10 protein-coding genes are annotated in these 19,074 nt (G+C 64.5%); 2 read left to right on the top strand and 8 right to left on the bottom strand.

From position 1 onward, the window contains the following. Positions 1 to 7: 7 nt before the first annotated feature. A complete protein-coding gene (locus tag ACMO9O_RS06600) occupies positions 8 to 640 on the top strand; it encodes a hypothetical protein (protein ID WP_418982998.1) in 633 nt (210 codons plus the stop codon). A gap of 11 nt (positions 641 to 651) precedes the next feature. After that, positions 652 to 2,019 (top strand): DNA repair protein RadA, encoded by a 1,368-nt coding sequence (gene radA, locus ACMO9O_RS06595; protein ID WP_418982996.1) that lies wholly within the window; start codon positions 652 to 654, stop codon positions 2,017 to 2,019. A gap of 6 nt (positions 2,020 to 2,025) precedes the next feature. Here the strand turns inward: radA and ACMO9O_RS06590 are convergent, their stop codons facing one another. The 8 genes from ACMO9O_RS06590 to ACMO9O_RS06555 all read right to left on the bottom strand — a co-directional run bounded on the left by ACMO9O_RS06590 (position 2,026) and on the right by ACMO9O_RS06555 (position 18,951). After that, positions 2,026 to 3,105 carry an alpha/beta hydrolase family protein gene (locus ACMO9O_RS06590; protein WP_418982995.1) on the bottom strand — a complete coding sequence of 360 codons (1,080 nt, stop codon included), beginning with the start codon at positions 3,103 to 3,105 and terminating at the stop codon, positions 2,026 to 2,028. A gap of 12 nt (positions 3,106 to 3,117) precedes the next feature. Then, positions 3,118 to 7,176, bottom strand: a complete 4,059-nt coding sequence (locus ACMO9O_RS06585) for a two-component regulator propeller domain-containing protein (protein ID WP_418982993.1) — start codon at positions 7,174 to 7,176, stop codon at positions 3,118 to 3,120. A 117-nt stretch (positions 7,177 to 7,293) separates the two neighbouring features. Beyond that, positions 7,294 to 9,054 (bottom strand): FISUMP domain-containing protein, encoded by a 1,761-nt coding sequence (locus tag ACMO9O_RS06580; protein WP_418982992.1) that lies wholly within the window; start codon positions 9,052 to 9,054, stop codon positions 7,294 to 7,296. A 332-nt stretch (positions 9,055 to 9,386) separates the two neighbouring features. Next, positions 9,387 to 10,970: a RagB/SusD family nutrient uptake outer membrane protein gene (locus ACMO9O_RS06575; RefSeq protein ID WP_418982991.1), complete on the bottom strand. Its 1,584-nt coding sequence runs from the start codon at positions 10,968 to 10,970 to the stop codon at positions 9,387 to 9,389. A 12-nt stretch (positions 10,971 to 10,982) separates the two neighbouring features. After that, positions 10,983 to 14,225 carry a SusC/RagA family TonB-linked outer membrane protein gene (locus tag ACMO9O_RS06570; protein ID WP_418982990.1) on the bottom strand — a complete coding sequence of 1,081 codons (3,243 nt, stop codon included), beginning with the start codon at positions 14,223 to 14,225 and terminating at the stop codon, positions 10,983 to 10,985. Between the two features lie 26 nt (positions 14,226 to 14,251). Further along, positions 14,252 to 15,259, bottom strand: a complete 1,008-nt coding sequence (locus tag ACMO9O_RS06565) for a hypothetical protein (protein ID WP_418982989.1) — start codon at positions 15,257 to 15,259, stop codon at positions 14,252 to 14,254. Positions 15,260 to 15,265: 6 nt separating this feature from the next. Beyond that, the gene (locus ACMO9O_RS06560) at positions 15,266 to 16,282 is read right to left on the bottom strand and encodes a PHB depolymerase family esterase (protein ID WP_418982988.1); all 1,017 of its coding nucleotides are present in this window, start codon (positions 16,280 to 16,282) and stop codon (positions 15,266 to 15,268) included. An 83-nt stretch (positions 16,283 to 16,365) separates the two neighbouring features. Beyond that, positions 16,366 to 18,951, bottom strand: a complete 2,586-nt coding sequence (locus ACMO9O_RS06555; protein WP_418982986.1) for an alpha-N-acetylglucosaminidase TIM-barrel domain-containing protein — start codon at positions 18,949 to 18,951, stop codon at positions 16,366 to 16,368. Between the last annotated feature and the right edge of the window lie 123 nt (positions 18,952 to 19,074).

The raw sequence follows: 19,074 nt of genomic DNA, 5'->3' as shown, positions 1-19,074 counted from the left end.
CGACGCCATGAAACGAACGCTTACACTGCTCTTTGCAGCCTGCCTGCTCGCCGCCTGCGGCGATGATTCGGAGGTCTTCTACTCGGTCTCCTACCCCGTCGTGCGCGTCGAAGCCTATATAACGGTGCAGGAACCGGAACCGGAACCGGAACCGGAACCAGAACCGGAGCCTGATCCTAATCCTGATCCTGATCCCGATCCTGATCCCGATCCTGATCCTGATCCCGATCCCGACCCGACACCCGATCCCGCCTCGCTGCGGGCAGAGGAGGAGCCGTCGGAGGACCCGATCATCCAGCTCATCCGCGAAGACGTGCTGAAAAACGCCCCGGTCGCCGCGGGCGGTGTCTACCGGCTCGACTTCACCCTCTACAACGGCGGTCCGCTGGAGGTGACGGCGGCTCCCGGCGCCGAACCTGTCACGGGTGAATTTGTCAAACAACCCGGCAGCCGTGAATTGCTCTTCGCCTACGGCGGCTCGGAGTACACCTACATTACGAGCACCTACACCGACGAGGCGGACAACTCGGTGAAAGTGCTGCTCTCGGCCGATCTGTCCGCTTATTACAAGGCGCTTTACCCCGAGGCCAAGCTCACCCGCGTCGTGCGGCGCGAGTACACGTCGCAGTCGTCGCGCTAACCCCCTCTCCGATGGCAAAGGTCAAAAAAGCCTATTTCTGCAAAAACTGCGGATTCGAAGCCCCCAAGTGGCTGGGGCGCTGTCCCTCGTGCGGCGAGTGGAACAGCTTCGCGGAGGAGATCATCGCCCGCGAGAGCGGTTCGATCCCGGCCGCGGTGGCGGGTGCGCTGCCCCGCGCCGTGCCGCAGCGCGTGCGCGACATCCGCGCGAGCGAACACCGCCGCATCGGACTGGGGAACGCCGAGGTCGACCGCGTGCTGGGCGGCGGCATGGTTCCCGGATCGCTCATTCTGGTGGGCGGGGAGCCGGGAATCGGCAAATCGACCCTCTCGCTGCAAATCGCCCTCTCGGCCAACGGGCTGAAAACCCTCTACGTTTCGGGCGAGGAGTCGGCCGAGCAGATCCGCATGCGCGCCGAGCGCATCGGCATCGGCAACGAGGAGTGCATGATCTACCCCGAAACGCTGCTGGAGAATATCGTGGCCCAGATCACTGAGCAGCGTCCCGACCTGGTGGTGATCGACTCGATCCAGACCATCTACACCGACCTGATGGAGTCGTCGGCAGGCAGCGTATCGCAAATCCGCGAGTGCGCCGCCACGCTGCTCAAATATGCCAAGTCGACCGGCGTATCGATCCTCATCATCGGCCATATCACCAAGGACGGGACCATCGCCGGGCCCAAGATTCTGGAGCATATCGTCGATGTGGTGTTGCAGTTCGAAGGGGACAGCAACAACATCTACCGCATCCTGCGCGGCATCAAGAACCGCTTCGGCGCGACGTTCGAGATCGGAGTCTTCGAGATGCTCGACAACGGCCTGCGCGGGGTGGACAACCCCTCGGAAATCCTGCTCACCCACTACGAGGAGCCGCTGAGCGGCATCGCCGTGGGCGCTTCGGCCGACGGGGTGCGCCCCTACCTGATCGAGGTGCAGGCGCTGGTGAGCGGCGCGGCCTACGGCACGCCCCAGCGCACAGCGACCGGCTTCGACACGCGGCGCATGAACATGCTGCTGGCCGTGCTCGAGAAGCGCGTCGGGATGAAGATGTACCAGAAGGACGTTTTCCTCAACTTCGCCGGGGGCTTCAAGGTCGCCGACCCGGGGCTGGACCTGGCGGTGGTCGCGGCGGTGATCTCCTCCTACTACGACCGTCCGGTCGCCGAAGGGGTCTGCTGTGCGGGCGAAATCGGTCTTTCGGGCGAGGTGCGGCCCGCGCCGCGCACCGAACAGCGCATCAGCGAGGCCGCGCGGCTGGGATTCCGCCGCATCGTCGTCTCGGGCTACCTCGCCGCGGGCGCGAAGCGTCCGAAGGGGATCGAGGTCGTGGGCATCAACAGCATCGACCAGCTTCCCCGGGCGCTCTTTCTCGAATAAGCCCCTCTAATTGAAACGATACCCCGCTTTGCGCAGTTCGTCCGGCGAGCGGAACGGGCGGGGCGGCAGCAGGTAACGGGCGAGGAAACGGTAGGCTTTGAAACGGATGTCGGTCGCCTCGCGCGTGTCGATCCGCTCGAACAGATGCGCCCCGGGCATGGGCGGATAGACCTCGTATTCGAACTCCTTTCCGTAGCTTTTCAGCGAATCGATCATGCGCCGGACCTCCCCGACGCTCACGTCGTCGTCGTTCTCCGCCGTGGTAATCATTAGCGGGATGCGCAGGTTCCGGGCGTAGTTCACCGGAGAGCGGCGGGCATACTCTTCGGGGGCCTCCTGCGGGGTTTTGGCGATGTGGTAGGGAGCCGTGAAATTGTCCGTGTAGCCCGGCTTCTGGTAAGAGAGGCGGTAGGCGACATCGGAGACGGGGACCCCCGCATAGCCGCAGGCATAGACATCGGGGTATTTGCAGGCGTTCATCAGCGTGAGCATGCCCCCGTGGCTCCACCCCAGCAGCCCCACCCTTTTCGGGTCGACGATCCGGTAGTTCTCCACCATGTAGCGGGCCGCCGCCAGCACGTCCTCCGTCTCCAGTCCTCCGTAGTCGATACTCTGGTAGAAACCCTTGCCGTAGCCCGTACTGCCGCGGTAGTCGGGTGCGACGACCACGTAGCCCTGCGCCACCAGTTCGCGGATAACATGCGCGTAGACCGTGGTGAACGTGCCGTGGATGCCGCCGTGGGAGAAGACCACCAGCGGGTACTTGCGGTGCTGCTTCGCCTTGCGGGGGATAAAAACGTAGGCGTGAAAAACCAGGTCGTTGTCCAGCAGCGCATCGTGGAAGGCGTTGCCCGTCGGGGTCTGCCGGAAGCGCGGCGGCCCGGTCAGGCGGACCTTGTCCACGTAGGCCACGTCGCCGACACGCTCGTACCAAAGCACGTCTTCGAGCTTTTTGACCACCACGTCGAAATCGTGTCCCTGATCGGCGATCCGCGCGGCGAGTGCGGCATTGCTCACCGTCTTCTGTTCCTGCGCTCCGGCCGTCGCAACCAGCGACAGGAAGAGCGCGGCAATCATCGTTTTCATAGCTGCAATCATTTATTCGTTCGGTTTCCGGTTTTCAAGGCTTCGGATGTAGTCGTTGGGCCGCATCCCGAACTGCCGGAAGAAGCACTTGGCGAAGTAGGACGAGGAGCTGAACCCGACGAGGAAGCCCACCTCCGTAGCGCGGTAATGCCCCTCGGCCATCAGCTTGCAGGCCACCTTCAGGCGGATGAGCTTGATGAAGTCGTTGGGCGTCGTGCCCGTGATGGCTTTCAGCTTGACGAACACCGCGGTGCGGCTCATCCCCATCTCCCGGGCCAGCAGTTCGATGGAAAAGTCCGGCACGGTGATGTTCTCGGTAATGATGGCCGTACACCGGTCGACGAAGTGCTGGTCGAGCCGGTTGTAGGCCTCGATGCGGGTCGTGGGCTGGGGCGTGGAGGCGAAGAGTTCGCGCAGCCGGTTGCGCCCGGCAATCAGGTTGGTCAGCTGCGCATGGAGGTGCGCCAGCGAGAAGGGCTTTTCGAGGTAGGCATCCGCACCGTACTCCAGGCCGCGGATCTTGGTTTCGAGGTTGGTTTTGGCGGTCAGCAGCACCACCGGAATATGCGAGGTCTCCAGATCGGTCTTGATGCGGCGGCACAATTCCAGTCCGTCCATCCCCTCCATCATCACGTCGCTGACAACCAGGTCGACCCGGTTCTTGGCCAGCATCCGGAGTGCCTCCCCGCCGCTCGCCACAGCGATCGTAAAGTAGCGTTCGCCCAGTACGCGGCTGAGGAAATCGAGTATTTCGGCGTTATCGTCCACCAGCATGACCGTATGGCATCTCACCGGAGCCTCCCCGCACCCGGCAGGAGCCGTTTCGGCGCTCTCCGCCGGGTCGTCCGTCACGAACTCCCGCAGCCGGCGCTCCTCCGCGGCGCATCCTTCCGGCTCCTTCCGCACGGGCAGCACCACCCGGAATGCGACTCCCGGGGCCCCGTCGGAGCGGTCCGCAACGGCGATCGTGCCGCCGAGCAGTTCGACCAGCTGCCGGGTCATGTGCAGCCCGATGCCGCTGCCCGCCGCCCCGGCCCCGTCGGAAGCGACCTGATAGAACAAGCGGAAAATCTTCTCCCGCTCGTCGGGCGCAATGCCCGGTCCGTCGTCCTGCACGAGGAGGGTTACCTGCTCCGTATCCGACCGCACGCCGAGCGAAATGTGCGCGGAGGCGTGTTTGACGGCGTTGGAAAGCAGGTTGCTCAGGATGGTGGTCAGCGCCTCGCGGTCGGTGAAGAGTACGAGCCCAGGCGGTTCGACCGCGATCGAGAGCCGGATGCCCCGCTGCCGGGCGGTCGGCCCGAACAGGGGCACGATCCCCTCCACCAGCTCCGCCACGTCGCAGCACGCACAGTGAAGCCGGTAGTTGCCCGAGTCGACCTTGCGGAAGTCGAGCAGCTGCGTGACCAGTGCGTAGAGGCGTTTGCAGCTCATCTCGATGATGTCCAGATACTCGCCGTAGCGGTCGTTCATCGGACGCGACTTGCGGATATACTCCAGCGGTCCGGCAATCAGGCTCAGCGGCGTGCGGATCTCGTGCGTGATGTGGGTGAAGAAGTTGATCTTGGCGTCGTACAGCTCCTGCCGCGTCTCGACCTCCAGCTGCCGCAGCCGCGCACGGTGTTTGCGCTCCGAGCGGAGAAGCAGCCCCCGGATCAGCGCAAGGAGCGCCAGCACCAGCGCCAGCGCATAGAGCGCAAAGGCTCCCCTCGATTGGAGCGGATGGGGACGAACAACGATGTCGAGCACGGTCTGTCCGCCGCCCCAGACGCCGTTGCTGCCGGTGCTCTCGATGCGCAGCGTATAACGCTTTGCGGGCAGATTGTTGTAGTTGACGATGCGGTTGCGGCTGTCGGTAACGTACCACTTGTCGTCGAAGCCCTCCAGTTTGTAGCGGTAGCGCAGCCCTGCGGGATCGACGTAGCTCAGGGCCGCGAACCCGATGCTGAGCATCCGCTGCCGGTGGGTAAGGACCACTTCGCGCGTGGTCTCGATCGAGCGCTCCAGCGGCGAACGGTCGCTGCGGGGCGTGACAGGGCGGTTGTAGATCGAAAGCGAAGTCAGGACCACCGGCGGCGCGCAGCGCATCTGCTCGGTCAGCTGGTGGGGTGAAAAGGAGCACACCCCGTCGGTCGTGCCGAGGAAGAACAGCCCGCGTTCGTCGACCAACGCGGCGTGCTCGGTGAACTGCTCGTTGCGAAGCCCGTCCGAGCGCGAAAAGAGCCGCGTCCGGTCCGTCGAGGTGTCCCAGCGCACAAGCCCCTTGTTGGTGGCGATCCAGAGCGTCCCGCCGTCGGGGACGATGGCCGAAATGATCCGGTTGGGGAGCGGCAGGCTGTCGTAACGGACGAAGGCGTCCGCCGCGGCGTCGTAACGGCAGACGCCGTATCCGTCGGAGCCGATCCAGAGGCGGCCGTCCCGATCGACGGCCAGCGTCGTCAGCACGTTGCGCACCAGCGAGCGCGGATCTTCGGGATCGGAGCGGTAGTGGCGGCTCTCGCCCGTGCGGGTATCGTAGTGATACAGCCCGTCCTCGCGCGTAGCGACCCAAAGGTTGTGGTCGCGGTCTTCGGCGAGGGCCGCGATCCGCACCGGAATCCCCAGCCGGACGAAGCAGTCCCGCTCGCGGTCGTAGCGGCACAGTCCCTCGGCACTTCCCAGGTAGATGCGCCCGGTGACGCTCTTGAAGAGGGTGAACACGCGCGAAGAGGGAAGCGACCGTTCGTCGTCCGGGTCGTGGTAATAGCTCCTCACACGTCCGGTCCCCAGGTCGATCACCTCCAGCCCCCGGTCGTAGGTGGCCACGAAAAGGCGGTCGCCGTCGCAGAGCAGGTCCGAGACGATGTACTGCGACAAGCTGATGTCCGCCGCCGTCCGATAGGGCCTCACCTCCCCCGTCGATACGTCGAGCATATAGATGCCGTCGTCGTCCGTACCGATCCACACCGTTCCACGGTCGCCCTCGCTGAGCGCCTTGATGATCCGGCCCCGCTCCGAACCGTCATCGCAGCCGTCCTGGCAGCCGTAAAAGCGGAAATTGTGCTGCACGGGCGGGAAATACTCCGCGCCGTCGAAGTACGACCCCAGCCAGAAGCCGCCTTCGCGGTCCTTGAACGCCTTATAGATCAATTTATTCCGGGCTGGAAGCATCCGCGGATGCTTCCGGTCGCGGGGCCGGATCATCCCCTCCTCGATCCCGAAGATGCCCACGCCGTTGTCCGAAGTGACGAGCAGTTTGCCCGGGCCGAAGGCAACGATGTCGTGGATGTGGTGGAGCAGGCTGCCGGGGCGTTCGTCGCGGAAGTTGACGAAGCGTCCGGTCCGGCGGTCGAAACGGTCGATGCCCGACGAATAGGTTCCGAACCAGAGATAACCGATCGCATCCTCCCAGATGCACGACACCTGGTCGTCCGACAGGCCGCCCGGCTGCCTGCGGTAGGCGGTGAAGCGTTCCGACTGCTTCGAGAAGGCGCACAGCCCCCGGTCGTAGGTCCCCACCCAGACGATCCCCTCGCTGTCGACGAAGAGCGAAGCGACCGAATTTTGCGCGATGGACGACGCGTCGGCGGGATCGTGGCGATAAACCCGCAGCCGCCCGGTGGAGGGCGTGTAGCGGTAGAGACCGTCGGCCATCGTTCCGATCCACACTTCGCCGTCGGCATCCTCCGCGATGCGCAGCACGCGGCCGTCGACGGCTTCGCCCGCGTCGGTCCGGACGTTGAAGCGGCTGAACGCGCCCGTATGGGGGTCATAAATATCCACGCCGTTGTCCAGCGCGATCCACATCCTATTGTCGCGGCCGATCAGCAGCCAGCGGACGCTGTTGCTCGACACTCCACCCTCGGGGGCGTAGTAGTATTTCCGGAAATCAAGCCCGTCGAAGCGGTTCAATCCGTCGTTGGTCCCGAACCAGATGAAGCCCAGCGAATCCTGCACGATGCTGTAAACTCGGTTCGACGAAAGCCCGTTCTCCATCACGTACCGGCGCGAGAGAACACGTTCGCGGAGGGGAGCCGTCGTCGCGGGGAACGCGGCGGACAGCAGGAGCAGGAGCAAAAGGCTGCGTCTCATGGGAATTCGGATCTGGAGCAGAGGCGGACCTCAGACAGGCCGCACCGCAATAGCAAATTTAGTCTTTTTTGTGGAATTATTAAGCAATTAATGCCCTCGAATCCCCCCCCCGCTTCCTTATTGCGCTTTGATCCGGATCGCCCCGTTATTGAGACTGCGGATGGACATGGAGCGGGCGTTGTTCTGCGAGGTCTGCACGTCGCTTACATGGAACATCGAGGAGCTGGTCGCGGTCTGGTAGGTGCGCGTCCACATCCAGCAGCCGTTCTCCTCCCCGGCGGTCCACGATCCCGTGTGGCTCCGGTAACCGCTCCGGGGTGCATCGAAGCCCGATATATTATCGTCCGTCCGCCCGGCCGTCGGGAACAGCTGCGGCTCCCCTTCGGCATCGTAGTCGACGAAGCGGCGCAGACGCCCCATGCAGCCCAGCCCGCCCAGGTAGGCTTTCAGCGAATTGGCCTCGTCCTTGGTCGGGACGATCCACCCCTCGGGCGACAGATTGTCGGCGATAAGGTCCTCGGCCTCGCTCAGTCCGGCCTCCGCGACGGTTTCGAAGCCGCCGATGGTCAGGTAGGGATAGAGCAGCCCGAAGCGCCCGCGGTTGGTCGCCGCAGCGGGGTCCGTCGTCGTACCGTCGTGGAAACCGTAGATGCAGTAATTGGGTTTGCGGCGCTCGGTTTCGCTGGCGGTTATGTTGGTGGGAATGGCCGCGAAATTCTTGTTCGCATTGTAATAGGCCGTATTGAGATGCCTGCCCATCCAGTACTGCGTACCGATCTTGACGATGGGATAGACGTTGGTCTCCTCGTTACGGACATCCTCGATCAAGTGCGGAACCACGGCGGCCTCCTTGCTACCCACGACCTCCTCGGGCCCCATCCCCACGTCGCCGGGCATGTAAACCCGCCGGACGGGTTCGGCTAGCGTACCGGGAATATAGCCCGAGAGCGTGTTGTCGGACACACGGAACGAGACGCTGCCGCCATGCACGGCTCCCGTCGGGGCCGCATAGGTCCAGGTCGCATCGTCCAGATCGGGGTTTTCCAGCACGATCTCGGCCACGTAACCCATCGTGAGGTCCACTTCGTCGTTCTCGACCGGATAGACCACCACGGCCCGGGCGTTGACCCTGCCTTTCGCCCGCAGGAACTCGCAGGCGATCTGCGCCACCTGCTTCCCGCCGTCCATCACCTTATAGACCTGCGAGCGGCTGAAATCGGGCAGTTCGAAGACATAGGGCGTCATGCCGCCCCGGCCCTGATAGACGGTCAGGAAGGCCGTGCGCTGTTCGCCCGTAACGGTTCGCCGGCCCGTGACGGTGACCAGCGCGCTGCGCGCCTCGGTCCGATCGTTGAAACGGGTGTTGACGAAGAGGCGGTCCCCCTCCACCAGCGCCGAGCACCAATCCGCCCCGGACTCTTCCACCGCGACCGACAGATCGGTCAGAAATTCGGCATTGAGGATGGTAAGCGTCGACGAAGCGCCCAGATAGCGGACCGGAAGGTAGTCCGACGAGAGAGTAATCCCGCCCTCGGTATCCTGCGTCACCCGAATACGCTGCGTACAGCGACCGCTGCGCACCATGACGTAGGAGCTTCGCACCTCGTCGGTCGGGTTGCCGTCCACGGCCACGTAGAGCGACCTGCGGCCGGGAATCACCTCGTATTGCAGCCACGAATCCTGGGCCGGGGCATAGACATGCCAGTAGTTGCTCACCTCGTCGAGCGGCAGGTCGACCTGCACCGATCTCTTCGCCGAAGCGAAGTTCAGCGTCACGTCGTCCAGCATCATCTCTTCGTCCGGTTCCTCCTGCCGGCACGAAAAGCCGATCAGCACGCAGCAAAGGAGCATCAGTGCGCGATAAAGATAGTTTTTCATAAAAGTCAGTTTTCAGTTAGTTTTTCGTTTTTTGGCAATCTATTCGTTCGGCCACCGGCCGAAGCTCGTATGTTTCGTTTCGTTAAGCCGGGTGGGCCTAAGTTCGCTTGGTTCCGTTCGACCCTAAAGTCGAGGGAGGCCCGCCAGCGTTCCGCCGCGTTTTGTTGGTTCTCTTTGCGACCTTCAGGTCGGCGGGCCGCAGCCTCCCGGCGCGGAGGCCCGCTCACCGCGTGCTCTCCGCAGGCTGCGCCCGAAAACCATCGTCCGCAGCAGACGTCTCAGCGAAAAAGCGTACAGCCGCACCGCCCGCCCCTTTTCGCCTCCCCGAGCCGCTACTCCGTCTGGTACACCTCGTCGTAGGTCTCGTAGCCCGGATTCTGCTGGTCGCGGATCGCCTTGTTGGCTTCCAGCTCCGAGAGGGGGATCGGATAGACCACCTGCTTGCGCGCCTGGCTCTTAGCCGAACCGTAGCCGAAGGCGACGGTGATCTTGTTGGCATTCTCCAGCAGTTCGGGCCGCTTCATCGTCTCGCCCCGGCGGAAGTAGTCCCAGTAGTTGTGACCCTCCAGCATCAGTTCCCGCCGCCGCTCGGCGAACACCTCCGCCAGCGCCCCTTCGACATCGGCGGAGACGAAGCCCGTGCGCTTCACGCGCGCCTCCCGCACGACATTGTACCAGGGTTCGGCCAACGCGACCGAGCCGCCGTCCTTTCTCAGGTAAGCCTCGGCCAGCGAGAGGCAGACCTCCGGCAGCCGGATGACGGGCTGGTTGTAAACGTAGTGGTAGCTCTCGCCCACGTATTTGCGCAGCCCTTTGTAGGGCTTGTTGGCGATCCCCAGATCGCACACCCAATAGCCCCGCACATCGTCCGGGTCGGCCGTCAGCAGAGCGACCGTGGCGGGGAACAGCCCGTAGGCGGCATACCCGACGGCCTGCGACACCTGTCCGTCGTTCTCCGCCCCCGGATTGTCGTAGGTGGGCTTGCGGACCAGATAGTTGAGGCTGTTGCCGCCGTTATTGTCGGAGAGCGTGTAGACCAGCTCCCAGAGGTTCTCCGAATTGAACGGCTTGTAATAGGTGGTCTTATAGGTGTCGTAGGGAATCATCCGGTACGTCCCGGCGGCGGACCGCAGCGCCTCCCCGCCCTGTTCGATCACCTCGTCCCAGCGCTCCATGTAGAGATACATGCGCGCCAGCAGGCCGCAGACGGCCACGTAGTTGACATGCCCCTGCCGCGGCTCCGCGTCGGCGAGCAGCCGTTTGGCTTCGAGCAGTTCGTGCTCGATATAGTCGTAGACCGTGACTGCCGTTTCGCGGCGCACCTCGTAGTCGAGGATGTTGTCGGCCATCTGCTTGCTCCACAGGATCGGCACGCCCCACGCATACGCACCCGGCGTCGGCCCGATGTCGTACTCCTCGCCGTCGGGGAAGGAGAAGCGCGGCGGATAGGCGAACAGGCGCATCAGGTCGAAGTAGGCCAGCCCGCGCAGCGCGTGCGCCTCGCCCTCGACCCGGCGCAGCTCCTTCTCCGGCATGCCCTCCACGCCGGGCACGGCCTCGATAAGGTCGGTGGCGGTCCGGATACCGCTGTAAATCTTGAGCCACATGCCCTCGGCCGCGCCCGCCGAGGCGGTCGATTCGGCGTAGCGGTTCTCCCGCTCGAAGTTGTTGCCGCTCGACACGCGCACGAAGAAGTCGTTGCCCTTGGCGGCCTCGTAGGCCATCAGGTTGCGCCCGTAGTAGTTCGTATGCTGGAAAATGTCGTACACGCCGTCCAGCAGCGCCTCGATCCCTTCGGGGGTGCGCAGGATCTCCCGGTCGTGATCGGTGTAGGACTCCTTGTCGAGAAAATCCTCGCATGCCGCCAGCCCCGACAGGAGCAGGAGCGCAACCAGGTATTTCAAAAGCCTTTTCATGATGCCTTTCGCTTAGAAGTTGAAATTAAGTCCGGCCGTGAAGGTCATGGCCGAGGGGTATTTGGCCGCCGCGATGTAGCCGTCGATCTGCAGGTCGGGGTCGTACCCCTCCGCCGCGGTCCACACCCAAAGGTTCTCGGCCTGCACAAAGAGGGTGAAACCCGTGATGCGCAGCTTGCGGAAGGTGCTGGCCGGGAAGGTGTATTGCAGGCGGATGTTCTTGAGCTTGAGGTAGTCGCCCTTATAGAGGTAGCGCGTTGAGCTGCCGGCCGAGGTCTGCCCGTTGATGCGGATGCGGTTGGCGGCGTAGCGGTTGTCGGGGGTCCAGCGGTCGAGCTGCCGGCGGTCGATGTTATAGTCCAGCGACTGACCGTCGATGCCCGTGCGGCCCGCAGCGCGCGAGTCGTAGACGTCGTGCCCCCACGCATAGCTGAACAGCGCCGAGAGGTCCCAGCCGCGGTAGCTGAAAAGCGTGTTGAAGCCGCCCGACACGGTGGGGATGCCCTTGCCGACGATGCGGCGGAACGAGGGGTTGTCGCTGCTGGAGATGATGTCGCCGCCGTATTCGTCCACCCCATAATGGAGCACCTGCCCGGTATTGGCATCGATGCCGGCGAACTTGTTGAGATACCACGCCCCCACGCTCTCGCCGTTGCGCATGATCTGGGCGTTGGAGCCGATGATGTCCTGCTCCAGCCCGAAATACTTGGCGCTCAGCGTCGCCAGGTTGAGCCGGAAGTCCCACTTGAAGAGTTTGTCGACGATGCGGGCATCCATGTCCAGTTCGAAGCCCCGGTTGCGGATGCCTGCCGAGGTGTTCATCAGCATCGTCTGGTAGCCCGACACCTCCGACACGGGCACGTCCTGCAACAGGTCGGTGGACTTGCGCGAATACCACTCCGCCGTCAGGCGGATGCGGTCCCGGAACAGCCCCATATCGACCCCGACGTTCAGCACCCGGTTCTTCTCCCAGCTCAGGTCGTAGGTCGCGCGGAACGCCTGCGAGAGCGCGTGCTCGGAGCCGTAGCGCCCCGAACCGCTGTAAAGCGTCCGCCAGTTGTAGTATTTCGAGGGCAGGCTGCCGTTGTAGCCGTAGCTCGCCTTGAACTTGATGTTGTTGAAAATCTTCTTGACGCCCTCCAGCCAGCTCCAGTTCTCGTTGGTGATGCGCCAGGCCGCCGACACCGACCAGAAGTTCCCGGTCCGGTGCTCGGGCGAGAAGCGGGAGGAGCGGTCCTGCCGGAACGAGCCTCCGATGAAGTAGCGGTAGCGGTAGGAGTAGTCGGCCCGGGTGACGATCGAGACCTGCGCATAGTCGTAGCCGCTGCCGTTCCAGTCCGTGATCTCGGCGCCTGCGGAGAGCACGGGTTTCTCGTCGTTGAGGAAGTTGACCGCCGTCACGGAGTTCCACTCCTGGCGGAAATCGACCAGCTCCAACCCCGCCGTCGCGCTGAAACGGTGGCGGCTGCGGAGCGTGTAGTTGAAGTTGAGCATGGTTTTGCTGGTGGTCTTCAGCCGCTTCGAATCGTAATCCGTCAGCTCGCCGCCCACCGGATAGCCCGTGCCGAAGTCGCGGTCGAAGTAGTCGGACCGGCGGCCGGTGATGTAGTACTGCGACAGGTCCTGCCGCAGGTCGAGCCAGTCGGTCAGGTTGATCCGCACCCACGCCGAGGCGAAGAGGTTGAACTGCGGACGGCTGCGGATGTTCTCGCGGGCACTGGCGATCGGGTTGTGGTTGCCGTTGAGCAGGTTGTTGGGGAAGCGCAGGTTGTAGGAGCCGTCCTCCAGATAGGCCGGCACGACCGGCGGCAGCAGCAGCGCCGCATAGTGGGGCATGTTGTAATTCGAGCCGCTGGTCAGCGGTCCCGACTGCTCCGTGCGGCTCACGTTGGCCGAAGCGCCCCAGTTGATCCGTTTCTTGCGGTTGTCGGCGCTCACGCTCAGCCGGGCCGAATAGCGCCTAAGGTCGCTGTTGATGATGATCCCCTGCTGGTCGAGATAGCCCGCCGACAGATAGTATTTCAGGTTGGAGCTGCCGCCCGAGAGCGAGAGGTCGTACTGCTGGAACGAGGCGTTGCGCAGGATGGCGTCGTACCAGTCGAACGAGGGCAGTTTGTCGGCGTCCGCACCCCAAAAATCGTAGCGGTGGTACGTGCCGTCGGGCCGCGGGATGGCGTAGTAGGCATTGAAATCCTGCTGCGCCTGCTTGTACCACTGGTAGTAGTTCCTGCCGTCGACCCGGAAGCCGAGCTTGTTGTTGTAAAGACCGTTGAGGTTCTCGACGAACTCGCCTCCGGCCTGCTGCACCAGCCGGTGGAACTGACCCTCGGTCCACAGCTCGCGGTACTGCTCCGCATCGACCAGATCGGGCCGGACGCCGGGCGCGATGCGCGAGAACCCCGCCTGCACGGAGAGCGAGTAGCGCACGCGGTCGGAGGGGACGCCCTGCTTGGTGGTGATGACGATCACGCCGTTGGCGCCCTGCGAACCGTAGAGCGAGGCCGAGGCGGCGTCCTTGAGGATGGTGATGCTGGCGATGTCGGCCGGATTCAGCGTCGCCATCGGGCTGGCTACCACCCCGCTGTGGCCCGAAGTGTTCTCCTGGTCGAAGACCACCCCGTCCACCACGTAGAGGGGCTGCCCGCCCGAGCCGATCGAGCCGAAACCGCGCAGACGCAGCTCGGCGGCATCGCCCGGCTGTCCGGAACCCGCCGACAAAAGGCCGGGAACCACTCCGCCGAGCAGGCTTTCGAACGAACCCGCGGGACGGCGGGACAGCTCTTTCGCCGTAAGGACCGACGCCGATCCGGTGTAGGCTTCCCGGAGAATATTGCCGTAGCCGGTCACCACCACATCGCCGATCTTCACGGCATCGCTTTTCAACCGCACGTCGATGGTGTTGCGGCTGCCCACCTCGACCGTCTGCGGCTCCATGCCGAGGAACCGATAGGTCAGTTTCAGCCCGTCGCGGGGCGTCAGGTCGATCCGGTAGGAGCCGTCCTTGCCGACGGCCACGGCGTTCGAGGTCCCCTCTTCGGTGACGGTGGCCCCGAAGAGCGGCTGGTCGTTCTCGTCGAAGACATAGCCCCCGACGGTCGTCTTCGCAGCGGCCGGCTGCTGGGCGGAGGGTGCTGCGGCGGCATCTTCCGCGTCGTGTGCCGCGGCGAGGGCCGGAGCGAGCAGGAGAAGCAGCGCAATGCACGCCGCCGCGCCCCGACGCTGCAGGCAGCCCGCGATGGTAGGACAAAGGTTCATAAGTTCGGGTTTTAAGTTCTGATTGGTTATCGCTCGAAAAGCAGGCTGTAGGCCCCGCGCCCGGTCACGTCCTTGAGGTTGTAGACCCGTTCGTTGTCCTCGATGCGCCAGTTGCGCACGCTGCCCTGACCGTAGACCATCTGGGCGCTGCCGTGTCCCGCGCCGGGGACCTCGAGAATGGTCCAGTTGAACGCCAGCCCCTTGCGGCGGGCGATCTCGCGCGAGGCGTTGTAGAAATTCCAGGCCCGTTCGTAGCGGTGACGGCCTTGAATGCGGTTGGGGTTGTTCGCGGGGATGTCGTCGCGGAGCGGTTCGGTGTCCTCGGTTCCGATCAGGATAATCAGGTCGCGCGCAAAGAACGGGGCCAGGTAGTCGTCCGAGGCGAAGGGGGTATCGCGGACCGAATAGGGCCAGCCGGGAGGGTCGGCCGGTTCGCCCGCAGGGGTGAACAGCCCCCGATCGTCGGGCCAGGTGTAGTTGCCGGGGTTGGCCGCCACGGCGCGCCCCACCCGCGCCTCGGGCATGGCCAGCAGGTAGCGGTGGACGAACTGCCCGCCCGCGGAGTGGCCGAACAGGTCGTAGGTCTCGCTCACGTTGCCCGTCTGTGCCTTGAAAAAGTCGAAGATCGCCTCGATGATCCGGTAGGTCCACTTTTCGCGGGGCCGCAACCGGAACTCTTTCGGGTCCTCCGAAACCCAGCCGAACTGGTATCCGTTCTCCAAATAGCCGTTGTCGTGCTTGAACTCGGGAGCCAGCACGATAAAGCCGTACTCCTCGGCCAGGTTGCGCCAGACGCCGCGCTGGATACGGCCGCTGCGCTCCGCACCGTGCATGGAGATCAGCACGCGCATTTTTCGGATATTCCCCTGCGTGGGGATGTAGTAATAGAGGTTCACCGGATGGTCTTTCATCGGAGGGTAGCCCGTGAAGACCATCATCCCGCCGCCGCGACGGAAGCGGACGTCGTCCTGCGCCGAAGCGACCGCTACGGCGAAGAGCAGCAGAAAAATCGAGAGAAAGGAGCGTTTTGTCATAGGCCGTTATTCGAAGAGTAAGTGGTATGCGCTGTTCGCCCCGCGGTTCTCGGTATCGGAGGGGTTCGAAACGACCGGTTTGCCGTAGACCATGCGGAGCGTGGAGTGGCCGACGCCTTCGACCTCGGCCAGGCGGAAGTGCAGCGGGAGGCCCGCCTCCTTCGCCGCCGACCGACAGGCCGCGAAGAAGTTCCGCCCGCGGGCATAGCGGTGAGGTCCCTGCGCCTGCGAGGGAATGTCCCGGGGCAGCGACGCATCGTTCTCATCGGTATCGGCCGTCCCGAGCTGCACGTAGAGTTCGCGGGTGAAGAAGGCGGAGAGGTGCTCCGCATCGGCAAAGGGCGTCGCGGCCACCGAGCAGGGCCAGCCGTAACGCTTCCCGTCCGCGCCCGCGATGCCGTCGGCATAGGGGAAGGTCCACGCTCCTGGGTTGGCCGCCACGGCGCGTCCCACCCGTGCGCCGGGCATCGCCAGCAGGAAGCGGTGGACGAACTGCCCGCCCGCCGAATGGCCGAACATGGAATAGGTCGCCGAGGTGTTTCCCGTCTCGTTTTTGAAGTAGTCAAAGAGCGCCTCGACGGTCCGGTAGGTCCAGCGCGACGGGTCGTTCAGCTCCCCGGAGCCGGCCGCGCTAAAGACGCCCCCGAACTGGTAGTCGTTCTCGGAATAGAGGGCCTTGTCGTACTGGGGAGCCAGCACGACGAATCCGTACGCTTCGGCCAGGTATTTCCACGCATCGCGCTGAATCGTGGCATCGCGCTCGGCCCCGTGCATGGAGAAGAGCACGGGCATCCGCTCGACCTCTCCGCGGGTAGGGATGTAATAAAAGAGCGAAACGGGCTTCTCCTTTAAAGGGGCGTAACCCGTGAAGACGAACGATCCCTCACCGCGGCGGGCAAACACGCCGTCCTTGGGAGCGATGCCGGGCTGCGGCACAGCGGCGGGGTCGTCTGCGTCCGCGGCGGAGCAGGCCGCCAGCAGCAGAAGCCCCCAGAGAGCGTATATAGAGGGGTGGATTTTCATATCCTAAAGTTGGGCAATCGGGCCGAAACCGATGGAAAATCGCGTACAAAAAAGCAACAAAATCGTGCGGTCACTCCGCAGGGTCACCTAACCAGTTCGATCACCCCGAACGCATCGGCAGCCGCGGGACCGTCGAGGGTCACGAAGAGCGTCGCTTCGTCCGGGACGGTGCGCTGGACGGGGCGGATCGGGATAACCGCCTCCGGACAGTCGGGACCTATCCCGACCTCCCGCCTCGTCACGGCCACATTCGCACGGTTCACCTGCAAGACGGGATCGCCGACCCGCACCCGGTCGCCGCCCCGCAGGCGGCGGAACCGCACGCCCCGGATGCCGGGCACGGTGGCCGGATCGAGCGTCAGCCGGATGCGGCGGGATGCTCCGCCGAACTCGAACGGCGACCACGAACCGACTCTCCCGGTGGATTCGGGCCGCACGAAGTCGCGTCCATAGCCGCCGTAGCGGGCGATCAGTTCCCGGGCTGCCGCCAGTACATCGGGGAAACGTTCCTGCGACGAAAGGGGTTCGGCGGCCGCGGCGAGCCAGAGCGAGTCGAGCCGCCCGAAGTCGGGCGCAGCACCGCGCTCCTTGCAGTCGAAATAGTGCTTCCACCGCGGCACGCTGTAGTCGCGGATCAGCCCCGACCACACCCGGCAGGCGTAGTCGTGCAGCGACGGCCCGTCGCTCCAGCAGGTGACCAGCCGGCGCGCGTCGCGCAGGAAGCGTTCCCGTTCCGCCCGATCCGAGGCCCGCGCTTCGGCGAATCCGAGCCACCGTTCGAGGCGGTAGGCGGGGGTCGATTCCAGCAGGCGGTCGGCAGTCAGGAGTAGATCGAAGAACCTGTCGCGTTCCGCCGCCGCACGCCTCCGGTCGTCCGCCAGATAGGCCGCATTGGCCCGTTCGATAGCGATGTCGGCCTTGCCCGCGGCATAAAGGGCTGCATAGAGCGCCAGGTCGGCGCGGTACAAGGCGCTGCCCGACAGCTCCTCCCCCGCATCTATGAAGTGCTCCACGGCCCGGAAAAAGTCGGGCGAGAGGTCGACCGGACTGCGCCGCTGATCGTAAGGGGTCATCTGCCAGCGGTAGCGCGCCTGGTTGGGGATGGAGCGCGCGTAGGAGGAGCGGAGCAGGCCCTCCCAGCAGCGGGCCATCGGCTCGGGACAGGCTCCGTAACGGTTGCGGGCGTAGCGGCGCACCCACTCCGCGACCGCAATCGGTTCGGCGGACCAGCCCGCATCGGCGATCATCTCGAACACCGGATCGTTGTTCTCCACCCCCTCGGGCGCCGTGCCGTAGCCGACCAGCCGGCCCTTCCGCGCAGACCGCAGCGCCGCACGGTGGCCGTTGGCGTAGAACTCCAGCGAGCCGCTGAGCGCCGAACGACCGCCGAAATTGGGTACGGTGCTGTATATCCACTGCTTGCCGCCGAACCCTTCGGCATACTCCCAACCGGGGATGTTGCGCCACACCATCGCATTGAAATCCTCGGCCAGATCGACCACCAGCACCCGGTCGTCGGGCACACCGGCCAGCAGGGCGCGGATGCGATCGGGCGTCCAGATGTCGCGCTGGTAGCCGAACATCCACCCCTGCAACACCCACACGGCATCGGGGTTGGCCGCGGCGATGCTTCCGTAGATCGCGTCGCCGTAACGGGTCAGCCGCTCGCGGACCTCTTCGGGCGAAAGTTCGCCGAAGGGCAGTTCCATCTCGTTGAACGAATCGACGAGGTAGTATCCGCCCCGGCCGAACTCGCGCTCCCACGCCCGGAGGTAGCGGACGGCGATCTCACGGAACACGGGCGATTCGACCGGCAGCATCCAGCTCTTCATATGTCCGTTCCAACGCGTCTCGGTCAGCGTAACTTCGGGACGCACGCGGGTGACGGCCCGAGGCACGAAGCCCGCGAAACCGCTGAATACGGGCGTGATGCCCAGCGCACGCATGCGGTCGAGAATCCGGTGCTGCAAGGCGATCTGATCGTCCTGCCACCGCCTGGAAAGCGGCGCGTCCAGCCCGCTCATGTTCCCCATCCGCATCCACGGCAGATGGCCGGGCGCGGTGAAAAGGCGGTCGATCTCCCCCGGTGTAAGGCCCATGTCGCGCCATACGCGAGCAAGGACAGCCTCGCTGCCGATCGGGGCCAGAGCCATGTCGAAGCCGTGCAGCGCCATCCAGTCCAACTCCCGTTCCCACTCCTCCCAGCCCCAGTAGGGATAGGTGTAGCCGAACATGCACACGTTCATATAGTAGTGGTGTCGGAACGGGGAGCGGACCTCCCGCAGCGGCGCGTCGGGAAGCCGTGCGGGCAGTTCCATGCGGGTTCCCGTCCAGCTGACCTGCCCGTAGCCGTTGGCAGTCACGTAGTCGTAAAACCCGCGCGTCAGCGCCACGCCGCTGCTCCCCTCGATCACCAGACGGCCGTTTTCCACGCGGGTTGCGAAGCGGTCGTGTCCGTCGGGGTCCTTCTCCGTCAGGCGCAGCTCAATGTCGGGAGCCGGACGGCCGAGCGTGCGTTCGATCACCGCCCGGGCTGCGGATTCGGGACCGGAAGCCGTTTCGGAACCGGGGGCCGTTTCGGAACCGGAAACCGTTTGGCCGCACGCGACGGCGGCCGCAAGGAGGAAAGCGGGAATCAGACGATGGATTTCGAGGACAAGTCTATTCATTGCATGCGTTTTTAGGTCATATCCATTTTACCGTATCAGGGGGGGGCGAGACAGCGGTTTTTGTCAGGTTCTCGACCTTCAGGTCGGCGCCGCAGCCTCCGGGCGCGGAGGCCCGCTACTCGC

Origin of the sequence: Alistipes sp., from assembly GCF_048465635.1 — a bacterium.
Taxonomy (GTDB): domain Bacteria; phylum Bacteroidota; class Bacteroidia; order Bacteroidales; family Rikenellaceae; genus Alistipes.
The sequence above is the reverse complement of the archived record's forward strand: the minus strand, read 5'-3'. Positions and strand labels throughout refer to the sequence as shown.